The organism is Cedecea selenatireducens (assembly GCF_042138895.1).
GTDB classification, from domain to species: Bacteria; Pseudomonadota; Gammaproteobacteria; order Enterobacterales; family Enterobacteriaceae; genus Cedecea; species Cedecea selenatireducens.
Window position 1 is genome coordinate 103,307 of sequence record NZ_JBHIKW010000002.1, and the last position, 19,178, is coordinate 122,484.

Annotated in this window: 19 protein-coding genes; 5 read left to right on the plus strand and 14 right to left on the minus strand. The window is 53.7% G+C overall.

What is annotated here, in order from left to right:
* Nucleotides 1-581 precede the first annotated feature (581 nt).
* A complete protein-coding gene (lrhA, locus tag ACE38U_RS03305) occupies nt 582-1,517 on the minus strand; it encodes a transcriptional regulator LrhA (protein WP_375529164.1) in 936 nt (311 codons plus the stop codon).
* 1,001 nt (nt 1,518-2,518) lie between these two features.
* Here lrhA and alaA point away from each other — a divergent pair.
* Both alaA and yfbR read left to right on the plus strand, forming a co-directional pair.
* Nucleotides 2,519-3,733: an alanine transaminase AlaA gene (alaA, locus tag ACE38U_RS03310; RefSeq protein WP_375529165.1), complete on the plus strand. Its 1,215-nt coding sequence runs from the start codon at nt 2,519-2,521 to the stop codon at nt 3,731-3,733.
* Nucleotides 3,734-3,809: 76 nt separating this feature from the next.
* Nucleotides 3,810-4,409 carry a 5'-deoxynucleotidase gene (gene yfbR, locus ACE38U_RS03315; protein ID WP_038480852.1) on the plus strand — a complete coding sequence of 200 codons (600 nt, stop codon included), beginning with the start codon at nt 3,810-3,812 and terminating at the stop codon, nt 4,407-4,409.
* A gap of 82 nt (nt 4,410-4,491) precedes the next feature.
* Here the strand turns inward: yfbR and ACE38U_RS03320 are convergent, their stop codons facing one another.
* The 5 genes from ACE38U_RS03320 to ACE38U_RS03340 all read right to left on the minus strand — a co-directional run bounded on the left by ACE38U_RS03320 (nt 4,492) and on the right by ACE38U_RS03340 (nt 8,394).
* A complete protein-coding gene (locus tag ACE38U_RS03320) occupies nt 4,492-6,324 on the minus strand; it encodes an SLC13 family permease (RefSeq protein ID WP_038480849.1) in 1,833 nt (610 codons plus the stop codon).
* Between the two features lie 92 nt (nt 6,325-6,416).
* Nucleotides 6,417-7,112, minus strand: coding sequence for a sugar phosphatase (locus ACE38U_RS03325; RefSeq protein ID WP_281258555.1), 696 nt, complete (start codon nt 7,110-7,112; stop codon nt 6,417-6,419).
* Nucleotides 7,090-7,584, minus strand: coding sequence for a YfbU family protein (locus ACE38U_RS03330; RefSeq protein WP_038480843.1), 495 nt, complete (start codon nt 7,582-7,584; stop codon nt 7,090-7,092). Before ACE38U_RS03330 ends, ACE38U_RS03325 begins: the two co-directional genes overlap by 23 nt.
* Before the next feature lie 95 nt (nt 7,585-7,679).
* Nucleotides 7,680-8,135 carry a terminus macrodomain insulation protein YfbV gene (gene yfbV, locus ACE38U_RS03335; RefSeq protein ID WP_038480841.1) on the minus strand — a complete coding sequence of 152 codons (456 nt, stop codon included), beginning with the start codon at nt 8,133-8,135 and terminating at the stop codon, nt 7,680-7,682.
* A gap of 103 nt (nt 8,136-8,238) precedes the next feature.
* Nucleotides 8,239-8,394, minus strand: coding sequence for a hypothetical protein (locus ACE38U_RS03340; RefSeq protein WP_176982329.1), 156 nt, complete (start codon nt 8,392-8,394; stop codon nt 8,239-8,241).
* 78 nt (nt 8,395-8,472) lie between these two features.
* On the opposite strand from ACE38U_RS03340, the gene ackA reads away from it, so the two are divergent.
* Entirely contained in the window at nt 8,473-9,675 is a 1,203-nt protein-coding gene (ackA, locus tag ACE38U_RS03345) for an acetate kinase (protein WP_375529166.1), read from the plus strand.
* A gap of 85 nt (nt 9,676-9,760) precedes the next feature.
* Entirely contained in the window at nt 9,761-11,902 is a 2,142-nt protein-coding gene (pta, locus tag ACE38U_RS03350) for a phosphate acetyltransferase (protein ID WP_038483321.1), read from the plus strand.
* 57 nt (nt 11,903-11,959) lie between these two features.
* Here the strand turns inward: pta and ACE38U_RS03355 are convergent, their stop codons facing one another.
* The 5 genes from ACE38U_RS03355 to ACE38U_RS03375 all read right to left on the minus strand — a co-directional run bounded on the left by ACE38U_RS03355 (nt 11,960) and on the right by ACE38U_RS03375 (nt 15,953).
* A complete protein-coding gene (locus ACE38U_RS03355) occupies nt 11,960-12,913 on the minus strand; it encodes a transketolase family protein (RefSeq protein WP_038480835.1) in 954 nt (317 codons plus the stop codon).
* Nucleotides 12,906-13,739 (minus strand): transketolase, encoded by an 834-nt coding sequence (locus tag ACE38U_RS03360; protein ID WP_375529167.1) that lies wholly within the window; start codon nt 13,737-13,739, stop codon nt 12,906-12,908. The genes ACE38U_RS03355 and ACE38U_RS03360 overlap by 8 nt, the downstream gene beginning before the upstream one ends.
* Nucleotides 13,739-15,130 (minus strand): PTS ascorbate transporter subunit IIC, encoded by a 1,392-nt coding sequence (locus ACE38U_RS03365; RefSeq protein ID WP_038480828.1) that lies wholly within the window; start codon nt 15,128-15,130, stop codon nt 13,739-13,741. Before ACE38U_RS03365 ends, ACE38U_RS03360 begins: the two co-directional genes overlap by 1 nt.
* Nucleotides 15,131-15,151: 21 nt before the next feature.
* Nucleotides 15,152-15,424, minus strand: coding sequence for a PTS sugar transporter subunit IIB (locus ACE38U_RS03370; protein WP_375529168.1), 273 nt, complete (start codon nt 15,422-15,424; stop codon nt 15,152-15,154).
* 85 nt (nt 15,425-15,509) lie between these two features.
* Entirely contained in the window at nt 15,510-15,953 is a 444-nt protein-coding gene (locus tag ACE38U_RS03375; protein WP_375529169.1) for a PTS sugar transporter subunit IIA, read from the minus strand.
* 257 nt (nt 15,954-16,210) lie between these two features.
* On the opposite strand from ACE38U_RS03375, the gene ACE38U_RS03380 reads away from it, so the two are divergent.
* Nucleotides 16,211-17,230 (plus strand): LacI family DNA-binding transcriptional regulator, encoded by a 1,020-nt coding sequence (locus ACE38U_RS03380; protein WP_375529170.1) that lies wholly within the window; start codon nt 16,211-16,213, stop codon nt 17,228-17,230.
* Between the two features lie 57 nt (nt 17,231-17,287).
* Here the strand turns inward: ACE38U_RS03380 and yfcD are convergent, their stop codons facing one another.
* The 3 genes from yfcD to yfcF are packed head-to-tail and all read right to left on the minus strand — an operon-like array spanning nt 17,288 to nt 19,142.
* Nucleotides 17,288-17,830, minus strand: a complete 543-nt coding sequence (gene yfcD, locus ACE38U_RS03385) for an NUDIX hydrolase YfcD (RefSeq protein ID WP_038480816.1) — start codon at nt 17,828-17,830, stop codon at nt 17,288-17,290.
* Between the two features lie 58 nt (nt 17,831-17,888).
* On the minus strand, nt 17,889-18,440 hold the full coding sequence (yfcE, locus tag ACE38U_RS03390) for a phosphodiesterase (protein ID WP_038480813.1): 552 nt from the start codon (nt 18,438-18,440) through the stop codon (nt 17,889-17,891).
* Nucleotides 18,441-18,497: 57 nt separating this feature from the next.
* Nucleotides 18,498-19,142, minus strand: coding sequence for a glutathione transferase (yfcF, locus tag ACE38U_RS03395; protein WP_176982331.1), 645 nt, complete (start codon nt 19,140-19,142; stop codon nt 18,498-18,500).
* Nucleotides 19,143-19,178: the final 36 nt, after the last annotated feature.

Here is a 19,178-nt window from a genome sequence, read left to right on the forward strand (position 1 = left end):
AACGCCACATCGATTCATGGGGAGGAACAATCAACCGTACAATAACTACCGGAAATAATGCTTAGGCAGCCAATTGATGGGGTTTTTTACTCCTTTCTATAACCTTTTGTCAACTTTAACAAAAGTATCCACACATTAATTTACACCGACAGCAATTCATTAACATTTAATGCGTTAAAACTCATCAGCACTCGCGTAAAGACCAGATTTTGATGAGGGTGAATCGTGTCCGTTCCGTGTGAAAAAATAAACAGCCCCTATATTTTGGCAGGAAATCTCAACTATTCCTCCCCCCAAGAGGGAGTATTTTCTTGATCTGAGACACGCTTTTGTTAATCCACTTCAAAAAGAAGCAACATTGTTATGCGTTTTTTAACATTACCTGGCCTTTGCGCGAAGTTTTTGTACATAAAATACGCAAAATCCAGAAATTCACTAATTCATTGAATTTATTGGATAATATAAATGGTCGTGTGCTATAGCGAAAATCAGGCATAAAAAATGGGCCATTGGCGCAAAAAAAACCACCAATGACCCATTTTCTACATTTAATATTTTGTTACTAACTAAACGACCTGGGGCTACTCAAAATCCCCTTCTACCAGCAGCGTATCGTCACCTTCACTTCCCACTGCCGCAAACCGGTATGGATTCGTTGGCGTCGCAAGCGCACTGAAAATAGCCTGCGCCAGCTCATTGCCGCTTTCCGGGTTTTTACACAGCAGATATTGGGTTTCAGGTAGCACCGGCAGCCCTTCTGAAGCCCCCAGAACGCGAAGCTCAGGACTCATCATTTCCACAGGCCTTGCCGTAACGCCCAGCCCGGCTTTCACTGCCGCACGTACCGCTGCCAGCGTGGAAGCAACATAGGAAATGCGCCACGGCGTCTGGCTGGCATCAAGATGCTCTATCATCATATCGCGGTACGGGCTCGGATCGTCCAACATCACCAGAGGCAAAGATTCCCCACTCTGGAAAACGTAATCGGCTGCACAGTACCAAAGCGTTGGCGAGGTTCGCAGCACAACCGCGTCGAAGTTAGAAGGGTTGGACGTCGTCACCACCAGATCGACCTCATGCTGATTAAGCATTTCGATCATGAACGGATTGCGCTTTACCCTCACGTCCAGCGCCAGCTTCGGATACACCGAGCTGATGCGGTTTAACAGGAACGGCAAAATGGTATCCGCCGTTTCATCGGACGCGCCGAGCGTTAACGACCCCTGCAGGTTGTTAAACATCAGCGAAGAGCAGGCTTCATCATTGAAGCGAAGGATTTTACGCGCGTAACCCAGCAGTTGAATACCGTGCTCGGTTAGCAGTTTATTACGGCCATGTCGTGCAAAAAGCTCTTTCCCGACTAATTGCTCAAGGCGCTGCATTTGTTGGCTTACAGCGGATTGAGTGCGGCACACCGCAGCCGCCGCGGCGGCAAAGGTATTGAGATCGGCGACCGCAACGAATGTCCTCAGCAGATCGAGGTCGAGGTTCAGTATCGGACGATTTGCGTTAATCATAATTTATTCACTAATAGGTTGCTCTTTCGAGTCTGCCCTGGTTGTATTGCTATGATTTATCAAAGAGATAAAGCAATTCCTTTTACCGAATGTCTCCGGTAGTCCTGGCCGCCATACGTTAGCGGCGCTTCTGTTTGTTATTTTTTTATTCCCGGACATGCTCAATTATCTGAAACATGACCCAATGGGATATTATTCAGGTCAGGATAAGATACAAATCACCGACTCATCGTACCAGTTCAGTATTTTAAAACTGGGTAATAATTGTAAATCAGGTTCAAGAAACGACTTTTAATAAGCTTTTATATGATTATTTAACGGGTTGAAACACGACGGGAGGCATAAACCGGCCTGACCACACAACCAGTTGAATAATAATAGTAATATTTAACAACGCCGGCAAAGACACAGGACTGACGTGCCTCATCGGCATCAAAAACCTACCATTTTTCGTAGTCTATCTTACATTAAAACACTATGTTTTATAACACTTATTGCTGATTATCTGATCTCATTCTCTTTTTGTGGTTCCCCGCTTGTTGATTATTCACAACGTTTTTTGAAGTCACCCACAAGCTATAATAAAAGACCCTTAATAATTGCCCAGGTATTTATCTATTACACCAGCCAGCCTTTTGATATACATCTCTTTAACTAACCTGTCATTAATCTCTTAATGTTTCAGCCATGAATATTAATTTTTCCTTATGTTTGTCGACAACCGACTTACGCCAGCAGCACCTCTCACTCAGGAAAGCGCCAGAGGCAGTGAATAGCATCATTCACAAAGAACAAGGCAGTTAATAATGCTAACAAAAATCAAATTATAAGTTATTTTGTTTTTCTATTTTTATAAAATGCCATATCGCTTATACATTGTGCTGTAAAGATAAATTGCATTTCTTCTGGCTCCAACCTTCAAATCTCGCTGCAGCAGGAGTACATTGTGACGGTGCGCTTCCACGGCAGGACGCGAAATTAACAACAAAGGTCGAAGCTTCATGTCCCCCATCGAAAAATCCAGCAAACTTGATAATGTCTGTTATGACATCCGTGGCCCGGTTCTCAAAGAGGCAAAACGCCTTGAAGAAGAAGGCAATAAAGTGCTTAAGCTCAACATAGGGAACCCCGCGCCGTTTGGTTTTGAAGCGCCGGATGAAATCCTTGTTGATGTGATCCGCAATCTTCCTACCGCTCAGGGATATTGCGACTCCAAAGGGCTGTTTTCCGCCCGTAAAGCCATTATGCAGCACTATCAGGCGCGTGGGATGCGGGATGTCACCACGGAAGATATCTATATTGGTAACGGCGTTTCTGAACTGATCGTTCAGTCCATGCAGGCGCTGCTCAACAGCGGCGATGAAATGCTGGTTCCGGCACCGGACTATCCTCTCTGGACCGCCGCCGTCTCACTCTCTAGCGGCAAAGCGGTGCACTACCTTTGCGATGAAGAGTCCGACTGGTTCCCGGACCTCGATGATATCCGCTCAAAAATCACGTCCCGCACGCGCGGCATCGTGATTATCAACCCGAACAACCCTACCGGGGCCGTTTACTCTAAAGAGCTGCTTTTAGAGATTGTTGAGATTGCCCGTCAACACAATCTCATCATCTTTGCCGATGAGATTTACGACAAAATTCTTTATGACGACGCCGAGCATCATTCCATTGCCGCGCTGGCCCCGGATCTGCTGACGATTACCTTTAACGGCCTGTCAAAGACCTACCGCGTTGCCGGTTTCCGTCAGGGCTGGATGGTGCTTAACGGGCCGAAAAAACACGCTAAAGGCTATATTGAAGGTCTGGAAATGCTGGCCTCCATGCGCCTGTGCGCCAACGTTCCTGCCCAACATGCGATTCAAACCGCGCTGGGAGGCTACCAGAGCATCAGCGAATTTATCGTGCCCGGCGGCCGCCTGTACGAACAGCGCAACCGCGCCTGGGAGTTGATCAACGAGATCCCCGGCGTCTCCTGCGTTAAGCCTCGCGGCGCGCTGTATATGTTCCCGAAAATTGACGCGAAGCGCTTCAATATTCATGACGACCAGAAGATGGTGCTGGACTTCCTGCTGCAGGAAAAAGTTCTGCTGGTTCAGGGTACAGCCTTTAACTGGCCGTGGCCGGATCACGTGCGTATTGTTACGCTGCCGCGCGTTGACGACTTAGAAATGTCGATTGCCAAACTTGGGCGTTTCCTCGGCCATTACCACCAGTAAGCCCGTCGGGGGACATTTGCAATGTCCCCCTTCTCCCCTCACAATGACGCCACCGAGTTGTAACCGCGAGAACGTCATGAGCCAGAGCCATTTCTTTGCCCACCTCTCCCGCCTGAAACTGATCAACCGCTGGCCGCTGATGCGCAACGTCCGCACCGAAAATGTGTCCGAACACAGCCTGCAGGTCGCCATGGTTGCCCACGCGCTCGCCGCCATCAAGAATCGCAAGTTTAACGGCAACGTTAACGCGGAGAGAATCGCGCTTCTGGCGATGTACCACGACGCCAGCGAAGTGCTGACCGGGGATTTGCCCACGCCGGTAAAATATTTCAATTCGCAAATCGCGCATGAATACAAAGCCATTGAAAAGATTGCCCAGCAGAAGCTGATTGACATGGTGCCGGAAGAGCTGCGCGACATCTGGGCTCCGCTGATAGATGAGCACAGCTACAGCGAAGAAGAGAAAGCGCTGGTGAAACAGGCAGATGCGTTATGCGCTTACCTGAAATGTCTGGAAGAGCTGTCGGCAGGCAATAACGAGTTCCTGCTGGCGAAAAGCCGTCTGGAAAAAACGCTGGCCGACCGCCACAGCCCGGAAATGGACTACTTCATGCAGGTCTTTGTGCCAAGTTTCCAGCTTTCGCTGGATGAGATAAGCCAGGATTCACCGCTTTAAACACTTCCCCTCTGCCGAAGCGAAATCAGGATAATGTTTTCCCCTTCTCCCTTACAGGGAGAAGGCCGTGTGAGAGTAAGTATCAGAACGGAAACAGCATCGGCACCATCACTACGCTCACGATCATCACAATGACGGTAAAAGGCACGCCGAGTTTCACGAAGTCGCTAAATTTATAGTTCCCTGGCCCCAGCACCAGCGTGTTCACAGGCGATGATACGGGCGTCATAAACGCCGCAGAGGCAGCCATCGCCACAATCATCGCGAACGGATAAGGTGAAACGCCCATCGATTTAGCGGCAGCCAGGGCGATAGGTGCCATCAGTACCGCCGTCGCGGTATTGGAGATAAACAGCCCGATGGTTGCACACATCACAAACAGGCAAACCAGCATGATGTAAGGCCCATATCCGCCACCGAACTCCATCAGCCCATGAACGATTAAATCCACCCCTCCGGTTTTCTGCAACGCCAGCGCAAAAGGCATCATCCCGACAATCAGAATAATGCTCGGCCAGTGAATCGCCTTATAGGCGCTTTCCATATCAATACAACGGAACTTGCCCATCAGCATGCAGGCGATAATCGCGGCAATAGGGTTGGGTATCTCGTCGGTCAGCATGAGCGCGACCATTAGCGCCAGGCAGAAAATTGCGTGCGGCGCCTGGCTGTGTGCCGGAGAAGCATCCCGCTCTTCCACCGGCAGATTGAGCACCAGGAAATCACGATTTTGCTGTGAAAGCTGGTTAATCAGCTTCCAGTCGCCGACGACCAGAATAATATCCCCCAGTTGAATGGGCTCATCCACCAGCAGCCCTTCCATTGCCTTACCGTCTCGCCGCAGGCCAACAACGTTGAGACCGTAGCGGGTTCGGAAGGCGATTTCTCGCAAAGTCTGCCCGGTCAGTTCCGATTCGGGTAAAAGCGATACTTCAGCCATGCCCACATCCAACGCCTGATCCGAGAAATACTCGCCGCGCAGCACCATCGGCTCCAGCATTTGTTCGCTGCAAAACTCACGTAAATCAACGTCCGAGGCGGACATATCGATCAGTAGAACGTCACGCGCGCGGAACTCGGTCACGCCGGTCACATTAACGATAACGCGGCGGAACTTGCGCCACCGTTCAAGGCCGATAACGTTAGCCCCGTAGCGCTCACGCAGCTTCAAATCATCCAGCCGGTGGCCGACCATCGGCGAACCGGGGCGAATAGCCAGCCGTCGCGCCCGCCCGGTCAGGCGATATTCTTTAATCAAGTCGCGGAAAGAACGGCGCTTCCAGCTCTCTTTTCCCGCCTCATCGCCCTGCCCTTTAAGCGCAAAACGCACCACCAGCATATAAAGGATGCCAAGCACCAATACCGCCAGGCCAATCGGCGTCACGCTAAAGAACTGGAAGCCTTCCAGCCCTTCGCGCAGCAGCTCACTATTGATAACAAGATTAGGCGGCGTGGCGACGATGGTCATCATGCCGCTGATAAGCCCGGCGAAACTAAGCGGCATCATCAATCTGGAGGGGGAAATTTTCATGCGCATTGAAACGCTGATAACCACCGGAATAAAAATGGCCACCACGCCGGTAGAACTCATAAAGGCACCCAATCCGGCTACCGTCACCATCAGCAGGATCAGCATTTTGGTTTCGCTGCTGCCCGCCACGTCCACCAGCCAGCTGCCCATTTTGGTTGCGACGCCGGTACGCACCAGCCCGTCACCAATAATGAACAGCGCGGCAATCAGGATAACGTTGGGATCGCTGAACCCTGAAAAGGCCTCGCTAAGGCTTAACGTCCCGCTGAGGACAAAAGCGACAATAACCAACAGAGCCACCGCGTCCATACGCATCTTTCCGGTAGCGAACAGCAGGACAGCAACCCCCAGCAACGACAACACCCAAATGAGTTCCGAATTCAAAACGAGTCCCTGAATGGCTGATTATTGGTGAATTGAATGTAGATGAGAATGCCATAAAAAAAACCCCGCAAATGCGGGGTTAAATCATGGGATTAGTGTTTTCTTAACACTTCGACCGTGCCGTCCGGCGATTTCTGGACCAGCAGCTCGGTAAGGGAGGTGAGGACATAATCCACGTGTTCAAGCCGTGGCGTATCCGCCGGGGCGTTAACCGCAATCACGTGGCAGCCAGCAGCAAGTCCGGAAAGCACGCCGGCGGGCGCATCTTCAACGACTACGCACTCTTCCGGCTCGAGCCCAAGCAGCTGAGCACCGAGCAAATAGGCGTCAGGTTCAGGTTTCCCGCGCGCCACTCGCTCGGCCGTCACAAAGACTTCCGGCTCGGGCAGGCCACCCGCCAGGCGACGAGCGGACGCTACCGGCACAGAACCTGAAGTGACGATAGCCCATGGAATACCGGCTTCGTTAAGGTGAGCCAAAAGCTCCGCAGCTCCAGGCAAGGCAACGATACCGTCGGTATCTTCAGACTCCAGCTTCTCGAGGCGCAGGAACTCCTGCTGAATTTCTTCCTCGGAGGCACCGGCCATAAAATGGCGCAGTGAGGTAATCGCCTGCTTGCCGTGGATGAAGCCCAAGACTTCTTCCGGGGAAATATTAAAACGCTTTGCCCAGTTTACCCACGCGCGCTCGACGGCAGGAAGGGAGTCAACCAGCGTACCATCCAAATCAAACAAGAAACCTTTACACTTCACTACGCGTCTCTCCTCAGGCGTTAATAATCTGCGCAATCTCGTTGGCGCTTAAGTGATACTGACGCGGGCAGGCATGCCACACCTTCAGCATTCGTTGGTATTTGTCCCACATTGGGGTTTGGGCGTTAAAGCCGTGGGTGCCGGCATCGAAATGGGTATAGCGGCCTTCAATGTTCACCATAAAGCGAACATAGCCCAGGAAACGGGCTTCGGTGGCGGCATCAAAGCCCATAAAGGTGACGCGACGTTCGTCGATGTCCTGGCTGTCTTTCAGGTTGGTCCAGGAAACGTGCAGCGCGTGATACATCTCCATGATGTCGATAACGATGCGGCAGGTTTCTTCCTTCAGCTCGCCAAACTCGCGATCCAGCTCGCGCATTTGCAGGCCATAGCCGCGTTCGATGATGGTTTGCAGGCGACGATAGCGCTCGGCGTTATCCGGGTCCATCATCGTCATCATCTTATACTGGTTGGATAAAATCAGACGTTGCGCGTTAGTCATTTCCATTTCCTGACTCCTTTGGTACATGGAAAAATCCAGGTTATGACGAAGATAACCTGTAAGAAAGTATGCCTTCCTTTATATGCGCAACCGTAGGGTAATTACAAATCATCCAGGAAAGTTTTATCCAGCTGTTTGAACGCGCGCTTGAGCACGTCCGCCAGCGCCTGGTAGTCCGGCTTGCCTTCAACCGGGGCCAGCGCCTGACCTGCTTCCTGCAGTTTCATACGAACTTCATAAAACCATTGTAAGGTCGAAGGCGGTAACGGCGTGACCGAGCGCTTGCCGAGCCACCACAGTCCTTGCATTGGCAGGCTACAGGCAAAAAGTGCCGTGGCCACCGCGGGGCCAAGCTGGCCGCCCAGCGCGATTTGCCAGGTCAGCGTAAACACCGCCAGCGGCGGCATAAAACGTATGGCGTACCGAGTGGCACGAATCACACGATTTTCGATAAATACCGGTGACAGGCGCTTATCCAGCGGCCAGGTCTTCGAGTAGTGCTGCCCACGTCCGAACAGGCTAAACCAGCTAACATGGCTATTCTGGGGTGTCGACATGGCTCATACCTCAACTCTACATATAAAAAATAAAATAATTTTGCAACTCAGCAACTCTCAATGACATCGTTCAAAAAATTTTGTCTTTACGAGCCTCTATCTGCTACCCTGTGCCGGCCTTGATGGCCGTAGTGGGGAAACCACATGCTGTCAAACATTCTTTTACATCGCCGTGACCTGCAGCTTCGGGAATATGGCGTAAACTCTGAGTAATTTTATTCGCCATGCCGAAAAACGCTTCTGGCATGACGTTAATCATAAATGTCCGCGTCATCATGCGCTACGCTGATAGACTAACTGACGTTTTTTTAGCCACGTATCAAAAATAGGTACTTCCATGTCGAGTAAGCTAGTACTGGTTCTGAACTGCGGTAGCTCATCACTTAAATTCGCAATTATCGATGCCGTAAACGGTGAAGAGTACCTTTCTGGTTTAGCAGAGTGTTTCCATCTTCCTGAAGCCCGCATCAAATGGAAGCTGGACGGCGCTAAACAAGAAGCGGCTCTGGGTGCAGGTGCCGCTCACAGCGAAGCTCTTAACTTCATCGTTAATAAGATTCTGGCAGAAAAACCAGAATTGTCCGCTCAGCTGACCGCAATTGGTCACCGTATCGTACACGGCGGTGAAAAATACACCAGCTCCGTTGTTATCGATGATTCCGTGATTCAGGGTATCAAAGATTCTGCCTCTTTTGCACCGCTGCATAACCCTGCACACCTGATCGGTATCGCTGAAGCCCTGAAATCCTTCCCTAACCTGGCTGATAAAAACGTTGCCGTGTTCGACACCGCGTTCCATCAGACCATGCCGGAAGAATCTTTCCTCTACGCTCTGCCGTACAAACTGTACAAAGAGCACGGCGTTCGTCGCTACGGCGCACACGGCACCAGCCACTTCTACGTGACTCAGGAAGCCGCAAAAATGTTGAACAAGCCGGTTGATGAACTGAACATCATCACCTGCCACCTGGGCAACGGCGGTTCCGTTTCTGCAATCCGTAACGGTAAATGCGTTGATACCTCCATGGGTCTGACCCCGCTGGAAGGTCTGGTCATGGGTACCCGCTCCGGCGACATCGACCCGGCTATTATCTTCCACCTGCACGATGCCCTGGGCATGAGCGTGGAAGACATCAACAAAATGCTGACCAAAGAGTCCGGCCTGCTGGGTCTGACCGAAGTCACCAGCGACTGCCGCTACGTTGAAGACAACTACACAACGAAAGAAGACGCTAAACGTGCAATGGACGTTTACTGCCACCGTCTGGCGAAATACATCGGCTCCTACACCGCGCTGATGGAAGGTCGTCTGGACGCCGTTGTCTTCACCGGTGGTATCGGTGAAAACGCCGCCATGGTACGTGAACTGTCCCTGGGCAAACTGGGCGTACTGGGCTTCGAAGTTGATCACGAGCGCAACCTGGCTGCACGTTTCGGCAAGTCTGGCTTCATCAACAAGGAAGGCACCCGCCCGGCGGTGGTTATCACCACCAACGAAGAGCTGGTCATCGCTCAGGATGCATCCCGCCTGACCGCCTGATTCCCTCACCGCCAGCCTTAGCTGGCGGTGTTGTTTTCTGAGTCGAGTGAGCATCCCTGCTCGCGAAAACGAAAGAGGTTATACCGTGTCCCGTACTATTATGCTGATCCCTACCGGAACCAGCGTCGGCCTTACCAGCGTAAGCCTTGGCGTTATCCGTGCTATGGAACAAAAAGGCGTTCGTCTGAGCGTCTTCAAACCTATCGCCCAGCCGCGTACCGGTGGCGATAGCCCGGACCAGACCACCAGCATCATCCGCGCTAACTCCACCATCCCGGCCGCCGAGCCGCTGAACATGGGCCACGTAGAGTCCCTGCTGTCCAGCAATCAGCAGGACGTGCTGATGGAAGAGATCATCGCCAACTACCACGCCAGCAGCAAAGATGCTGAAGTCGTTCTGGTTGAAGGCCTGGTGCCGACCCGCAAACACCAGTTTGCTCAGGCGCTGAACTATGAAATCGCCAAAACCCTGAATGCGGAAATCGTCTTCGTAATGTCTCTGGGCAATGACTCTCCGGAGCAGCTGAAAGAGCGTATCGAACTGACCAGCAGCAGCTTCGGCGGCAGCAAAAACACCAACATCACCGGCGTTATCATTAACAAACTGAACGCCCCGGTTGATGAGCAGGGTCGTACCCGTCCGGACCTGTCCGAGATCTTCGACGACTCCAGCAAAGCGAGCATCGCTAACATCGATCCTAAGCAGCTGTTTGCCGACAGCCCGCTGCCGGTTCTGGGCTGCGTGCCGTGGAGCTTCGAACTGATTGCTACCCGCGCTATCGACATGGCTCGCCACCTGAACGCGACCGTCATTAACGAAGGTGACATCAATACTCGCCGCGTGAAGTCCGTGACTTTCTGTGCGCGCAGCATTCCGCACATGCTGGAACACTTCCGCCCTGGTTCTCTGCTGGTCACCTCCGCAGATCGCCCGGACGTGCTGGTTGCCGCCTGCCTGGCTGCAATGAACGGCGTTGAAATTGGCGCCATCCTGCTGACCGGCGGTTACGAAATGGACCCACGCATCAGCAAGCTGTGCGAGCGTGCTTTCGCTACCGGCCTGCCGCTGTTCATGGTTGACACCAACACCTGGCAGACCTCTCTGAGCCTGCAGAGCTTCAACCTGGAAGTCCCAACCGACGACCATCAGCGTATCGAAAAAGTGCAGGAATATGTGGCCAGCCACATTGATGCGAACTGGATCGAATCCCTGACCGCGACCTCCGAGCGCAGCCGTCGTCTGTCTCCTCCAGCGTTCCGCTACCAGCTGACCGAACTGGCTCGTAAAGCCGGTAAACGCGTTGTGCTGCCGGAAGGCGACGAGCCGCGTACCGTTAAAGCAGCGGCTATCTGTGCTGAACGTGGTATCGCGACCTGTGTGCTGCTGGGTAACCCGGATGAAATCACCCGTGTTGCTGCTGCGCAGGGCGTTGAGCTGGGCGCAGGCATCGAAATCGTTGACCCGGAAGTGGTTCGCGAAAGCTACGTTGCCCGCCTGGTTGAGCTGCGTAAGAGCAAGGGCATGACCGAAGCCGTTGCCCGCGAACAGCTGGAAGACAACGTTGTGCTGGGCACCCTGATGCTCGAGCAGGACGAAGTTGACGGCCTGGTTTCCGGGGCTGTTCACACCACCGCGAACACCATTCGTCCGCCGTTGCAGCTGATCAAAACTGCCCCAGGCAGTTCTCTGGTGTCTTCCGTGTTCTTCATGCTGCTGCCTGAACAGGTTTACGTTTACGGCGACTGTGCGATTAACCCGGATCCAACCGCAGAACAGCTGGCAGAAATCGCGATTCAGTCCGCTGACTCCGCTGCCGCTTTCGGTATCGACCCACGCGTTGCCATGCTCTCCTACTCCACCGGTAACTCCGGCGCAGGTAGCGACGTTGAGAAAGTGCGTGAAGCTACCCGTATCGCTCAGGAAAAACGCCCCGATCTGGTCATCGACGGCCCACTGCAGTATGACGCTGCGGTAATGGCTGACGTGGCTAAGTCTAAGGCACCAAACTCTCCTGTTGCGGGCCGTGCAACCGTGTTCATCTTCCCTGACCTGAACACCGGTAACACCACCTATAAAGCGGTACAGCGTTCTGCAGACCTGATCTCCATCGGGCCAATGCTGCAGGGTATGCGCAAGCCGGTTAACGACCTGTCCCGTGGCGCGCTGGTTGACGATATCGTCTACACCATCGCTCTGACCGCGATTCAGTCCGCTCAGCAAGAGTAAGCCAGCTGAGACGTAAAAAGGCAGCCACCTGGCTGCCTTTTTTATTGCTTTAACCCGCTACAGTAGCTCTTTAGCCGCCTTCACAATATCGGCCGCCGTCAGGCCATATTCCTGCTGCAGGAAGTCCTGAGTGCCAACCTGGCCGTAACGCTCCTTCACGCCCACTCTTCGCATCGGCACAGGGCAGGTTTCCACCAGCACTTCCGCCACCGCTGACCCCAATCCGTTGTGAATACTGTGGTTTTCACAGGTGACGATGCGCCCGGTTTTCTCGGCGTAGTTCTTCACCAGCATGCGGTCGACAGGCTTGAGGGTGAACATGTCGATCACCGCCGCGCTGACGCCCTCCAGCTCAAGCTGCTGAGCTGCTTTTAGCGCTTCTGCAACCATAATCCCGTTGGCTATCAGCGTAATGTCCGTGCCTTCGCGCAGCACGTTGCCTTTGCCGATGGTGAAGGTCGAGCCTTCCTCATAAACGGTAGCCGCCTGCTTACGAATAGTGCGCACCCAGTAGAAACCTTCCAGCGCGATCAGCTGGCGCAGAATGTCCTTAAACATCACCGCGTCGGTCACCTCCAGCACGATGGAGTGCGCCAGCCCACGCACAATGCCCATATCTTCGAACGACATATGGGTACCGCCGTTATGGCAGGCCGTTACCCCGGCGTCAGAAGCGATAACCTTGACGTTATTGCGCTGGTAATCCAGCGACATAAACAGCTGGTCAAAGCAGCGGCGGCTGGCGAAGGCGGTAAAAGTATGAACAAACGGCTTACGTCCGGTCAGCGACAGGCCTGCCGCCACGCCAATCACGTTGGCTTCCATGATGCCGCAGTTAATCACGTGCTGCGGGTTATCTCGCTGTACGCCGTCCATCGCCATCGAACTCATCAGGTCAGCTTCCAGCGCGATAATACCGCTGTCTTCGCTAATCTGCTGCTGAACAAACCCGGCATAGATTTTCCGCATCTCAACGGCGTCCTGGCCGCCGGTCTGGCTTACCTTAATCATGTTCCGCCTCCAGTTGCGCGATGGCCTGCTCCAGCGCCTGTTTTGACTGCTCCGTCAGGCGGAGATGGTGAGAGTTACCCAGCTGTTCAAGATACGGCACGCCTTGCCCCTTCACGCTGTCGAGGATCACCAGCAGAGGGCGCTGCTCGCCGCTGCGCACGGGCTTCACCGCTGCCAGCAAACCGGCGATGTCATCCCCTTTCACCTTCACCACGTCAAAACCGAAGGCGCTAAACTTCTCTGCCAGATCGAATGCGCAGATGATTTCGTCCAGCTCGCCGTCCAGCTGTTGCTTGTTCCAGTCGACAAAAACCGTCAGGTTATTGAGGCGGTGATGAGCAATAAACTGGAAAGCCTCCCAGCACTGCCCCTCGTTCAGCTCGCCGTCGCCGACGATGCTGAATACCCGGTTACGGCGCTGCGCCAGCTTGTGGGACAACGCAATACCGGCGGCGATAGAAATCCCCTGCCCCAGCGAACCGGTGGTGGCGTCCACGCCGCGAGTTTTCAGGCGGTCAGGGTGGCTCGGCAGGCTGGTCCCATTCTCATTCAGAGTAGCCAACTGCTCGACCGGGAAATATCCCTTCAGCGCCAGCGTGCTGTACAGCGCCGGGCCAGCATGCCCCTTCGACAGCACAAAGTAGTCGCGCTCTGCCCAGTCAGGGTCACCCGGATCGATATTCATCACCTCGCCATACAGCACCGCCAGCGTTTCCACCACCGACATGCTGCCGCCGTAGTGACCGAACCCCAGCTGCGTGAGCGCCTTCAGCGTCTCCACCCGGATATCGCGCGCAAACCGCGAGACGTCTGCCAGTTCATTCATTATTTAGCCCCCGTATTATCTTCAGTGTGTACGGCAGGAGTGCCTTTTCCTTTGCCCAGATAGTTGAACCCGACCAGTACCGCAAAGACGGCAACGACCACTGCGGTAATCGCCGCTGGTGACAGGAAGCGCGCCAGGTTGCCGAGGATAATGCCTACCACACCGAAGTCAGCGTCGGAGAACGTGGTGTTGGCGAAGCCAAGCGCCCCCAGCACAGGCAGCAGCAGAACCGGCAGGAAGGTGATCAGCAGGCCGTTGGCGAAAGAGCCCACCATTGCGCCGCGCCGGCCGCCGGTAGCGTTACCAAACACGCCAGCGGTAGCCCCGGTAAAGAAGTGAGGCACCACGCCCGGCAAAATCAGTACCAGCTTCATCTGCCCCAGCAGGAACAGCCCGACAAGACCGCCAAGGAAGCTGAACAGGAAGCCAATCAGCACGGCGTTTGGCGCGTATGGGTAAACCACCGGGCAGTCCAGCGCCGGGCGAGCATTTGGCACCAGCTTCTCGGAGAAACCGGTAAACGCCGGGACGATTTCCGCCAGAATCAAGCGCACGCCCTGCAGGATGATGAACACCCCGGCCGCAAAGGTAATCGCCTGAATAATGGAGTAAACCAGGAAGTTCTGGCCGCCGCTCAGCTTCTCTTCTACATACGTCTGGCCCGCGCAAATCGCGAGGATCATGTAGATGATTATCATGGTCAGGGAGATGGAGATTGAGCTGTCACGCAGGAAGCTCAGGTTCTTCGGCAGGTTCATCTCTTCCGTTGAACGTGAGCCTTTGCCGCACTTGCTGCCGATCCAGCCGGACAAGACGTAGCCCAGCGTGCCGAAGTGGCCAAAACCGATGTCATCTGTGCCGGTGATACGGCGCATATAGCGCTGCGCAATGGCCGGGAAGAACGCCATGATCAGGCCAAGGATCAGCGAGCCGGTAAACACTAGCGGTACGCCTTCAAAGCCCGCCACCGTCAGGATGACGCTGATCATACACGCCATATAGAACGTATGATGGCCGGTCAGGAAGATGTACTTCAGGCGGGTAAAGCGAGCCACAATAATGTTCGCCACCATCCCGAAGGCCATGATCAACGCCGTGGATGCCCCGTATTTTTCCAGCGCGATGGAAACAATCGCTTCATTATTAGGAATAATGCCCTGGATATTAAATGCATGTTCAAACATGCCGCCCAGTGGATTCAAAGACCCCACTAATACGGTGGCACCGCCGCCCAGAACAATAAAGCCCAGAACGGTTTTAATTGAGCCCTTCACCACATCAGAAAATGACTTCTTTTGTGCCACCAGGCCAATTAATGCTATTAGCCCGACGAGAATGGCCGGAACCTTTAGAATATCAACAATAAAATTCAGCGTGCCAAGGATAAACATATCCGCCTCCGCCAATTATGATTAACGACCGGCAAAATAAGCGCTCAGCTTATTTTCCAGCTCATTGATATCGATGATGTTGTTGATAACCACCAGCTGACTGTCCGGCAGGCTTGCGCTGGCGGCAATGTCTTCCGCCATCACAAATACATCAGCCGCTCCCGGCGTGGCGGAGGATAAATCAGAGTGCTCAACTTCCGCTTCAATATTGAGTTTTTTAAGCACCTTTTTAATATTCATTTCGACCATAAAGCTACTGCCCAGGCCGGAACCGCAGATTGCCATTATCTTCATCGTGTTTACCTTATATTTTTTGTAGAGTACGAGCGCATCGCATTTTTCAATGCAACGTAAAAAACCATGGTGTTAAATTAAAAAACTAGAATCGATTAATTATTTTTTGTATTTCCTCCAGGTTATTGGCCTGATGCAGTAATACCATATCTTCGTCGCTGGAAAATAGCTCGGCGAGCGCGGAAATCATTTCAATGTGGCTGTGGCTGTCGGGCGCAGCCAGCATAATAATAACGTCTACCGGGTCGTTGCCTTCGGAATGAAAGCTGACGCCCTGCTTCAGCTTTAACAGAGACAGCCCAAGCCCGGTGGCGCCTTCTTCCGGCCGCGCATGCGGCATCGCCAGGCCCGGCGCCAGCACATAATAAGGCCCCAGCTTTTGATGCTGTTGCATGATGGCCGTCAGGTAATGTGGGGCAATAATTCCCGCATCCAGCAGCGGCTGGGCGCTAATTTCCAGCGCCTGCTGCCAGCTAGCGGCGTTGTCGTGAAGCTGGATAGTCCCCTGATGCAGCCATTGGTTAAGCACGATACCCTCTCGAAATCGACGTTGATGATGGGCAAACTTTATTCAACGGTCTCGGGTTTAACTGTGACTAGCATCACAAAGATAGCGCTACCAATAACTATCACTCGGTTTTGTGATAGCGCTATCAAAATGCAATCATTGTGTTAAATCGCATTAAGACACACGATTTCAGGCGTATACTTGAGCGATATTTCCCCTTCATTTTCAGGGGCCAACGTCAGCCTGGCGTTTTTCAGGTACGAGAATCAGGAATCACAATGTCCATAACCCGAAAGCGGCGTAGTACCGGTAAGGTGACGCTTGCAGATGTGGCTCAGCTCGCGGGAGTCGGTACCATGACCGTCTCGCGAGCGTTAAGAACGCCGGAGCAGGTTTCCGATAAATTACGCGAAAAAATCGAAGCGGCCGTTTCCGAACTGGGTTACATGCCAAACCTTGCGGCAAGCGCGTTGGCGTCAGCCTCTTCGTACACCATTGCGATGGTCGTACCAAGCCTGGCCGAATCAGGCTGCAACGAAATGTTTGCCGGCCTCCAGCAGGTGCTGCAGCCGGCGGGATATCAGATAGTGCTTGCGGAGTCTCAGCATCGGCTGGAGCAGGAGGAAAAGCTGCTGGAAACGCTGCTCGCCTCCAATATCGCGGCGGCGATTTTACTCAGCGTTGAGCACAGTGACACGGTGCGCGGCTGGCTCAGACATGCCAGTATTCCTGTTCTGGAGATAGGTGCCACGCGCGCCGACCCGCTGGACATGAACATCGGCATTGATAACGTCGCGGCAATGTTTGAACTGACGGAAATGCTTATCCACCGTGGCTATCAGAACATCGGCCTGCTGTGCGCCAACCAGGAGCAGTGGATTTTCCAGCAGCACCTTCAGGGTTGGTACAAAGCGATGCTGCGCCACCATATGTCGCCTAACCGGGTGATCAACGCCGCTGCGCCACCGAGCTTTTCCACCGGGGCCGCACAGCTACCCGAGTTTTTGCTGGCCTGGCCGGAGCTGGATGCGCTGGTGTGCGTGTCAGATGAGCTGGCCTGCGGCGCGCTGTACGAATGCCAGCGTCGACGCATCAAAGTCCCTGACGACTTAGCCATCGTCGGGTTTGGTGACAGCGACGTAAGCCGCGTGTGTCAGCCTGCGCTAACAACCATCGCGGTACCGCATCGTAAAATTGGGATTGAGGCAGGACGGGCGCTGCTGGCGAGGATAAACGAAGAAGAGTGGGATCGCAGTCCGACTATCGCGTCTTCGCTATGTATGCGGGACAGCTGCTGATTTCCCCTCACCCTGGTCCCCTCCTTACTTGAAGAGGATCGGGGTGAGGGTAAACAATTACTCGCTCTGTTCGCTTTGAGACTCATTTTTGGCGTTGCGGGTCATCCACAGCGCCAGCGCCTTCAGCGAATCAGGGGTAAATTCGTCGCAGCGCGCGGTGATTTCTTCCGGCGACATCCAGCTGACTTCGCTGACTTCTTCTTCCTGCAGTGCGAAAGGCCCGTGAGAAACGCAGCTAAAGAGCCCGCCCCACACGCGGCAGCTGTTGTCTTCGAAGTAGAACTGACCGTGTTCGGCAAAAGGTACGCCTGCAATACCGAGTTCCTCTTCCGCCTCACGGCGAGCAGACTCCAGCATTTGTTCATCCGCCTGCACGACTCCGCCCGCGGTGGCATCCAGCATGCCCGGCATGAAGTCTTTTATTTCGGTACGACGCTGTACCAGAATTTTGCCCATACCGTCGTGAACCACAATATAGGTCGCGCGATGACGCAGCCGCTGCGCGCGCATTTGCTCGCGGCTAGCCTGTGCGATGACCTCATTGTCTTCATTAACAATATCTACCCATTCCGTGCCGACAAAATGACTCTGTTCCACCATCGGGGAAACCTTATTCAGGGGCGCTCTTACGGCGCGTTATTGGATTAACCTGTCAACGTTACGGGGTAATGCTCACCTGTGCAATAACCCCATTACTCTCCAGCGTGCGAACGGTCAGAACGCCATCATCAAGCATCCCGTAACTGGCCTCAAAACCGCCCTTCGGTATGCTGACAGAGCCTGGATTAAACAAATAGATCTGTTCGTGCTTTTCTGCAACCGGAAGATGCGTATGGCCGAAAATCAGAACATCGCCAGCGGCCAAAGGCGGCAGGTTATCCGGATGATAGAGATGCCCGTGGGTGAGAAATAGCCTCTGCCGGGCCAGCAAAACCTGCTGCCAGGGCGCGGTGATGGGAAACTGAAGCAGCATCTGATCAACTTCGCTGTCGCAATTTCCACGTACCGCAATAATTTTATCGGCGACGCCGTTAAGGCATTGCGCTACCGCCGGGGGATTGTAGCCTTCAGGCAGCGCGTTACGCGGGCCGTGGTTCAGTATATCGCCCAATATCACCAGCCATTTCGCTTCGCTTTGCGCAAAGCGTTCCAGCACTTTTTCCGTGGCGGGTAACGAACCGTGAAGGTCCGAGGCAAACATTAGCTTCATTTATCCCTGGCTCCTGTAATGATAATCAGCCAATGATATCGAATTATCAGCCCGCCATCAGCCTGCGTTTTTCACCGACAGCGCCAGCCAAAGCTGTACCGAAGCGCGCTGCCACTGGAAGCTGGCATACTCTTTCAGCCGTTCCGGCACGTCATCCCCATTCAAAATCAGGCGGTTGAGCATCAATGCCAAATCGGTATCGGCAATCGACCACTCGCCGAATAAATTCTGCTGCCCCTCTGGAAGCAAGCGCTCTGCGGTCGCGATCAGTTTCTCCGCTGCCTGCTGACCGGCTGAACTCAGCGCGGGTTTCTTCTTACCGGCGAAAACCACGTCCGTAGAACGTTCTTCCCGGATCGGCATCAGGTCGCTGCGCAGCCACGCCTGAACCTGGCGCGCGCGGGCACGTTTTTCGATGTCATGAGGATAAATACGCTCCCACGTCGGCGGGGAAAAACGTTCCTCCAGATACTCATCAATAGCGGAGGATTCGCTGAGCACAAAATCCCCAACGGCCAGCACGGGCACGCGACGAGTGAGATCGAAACCCTTCCAGCCCGGTTTCAAATTCTGACCGCTGGCGAGATCAACAGTTTGCAGCGAAAAGGCGAGCCCCTTCTCCTTCAGCGCAACAAAAACTGAAAGCGCATACGGGCTAAAATAGTGGCTATCGGTCCACAACGTCATGGCAGGCTGGCTCATCATATCCTCATTTATTCGCGCGTCAGGTTATTGAAC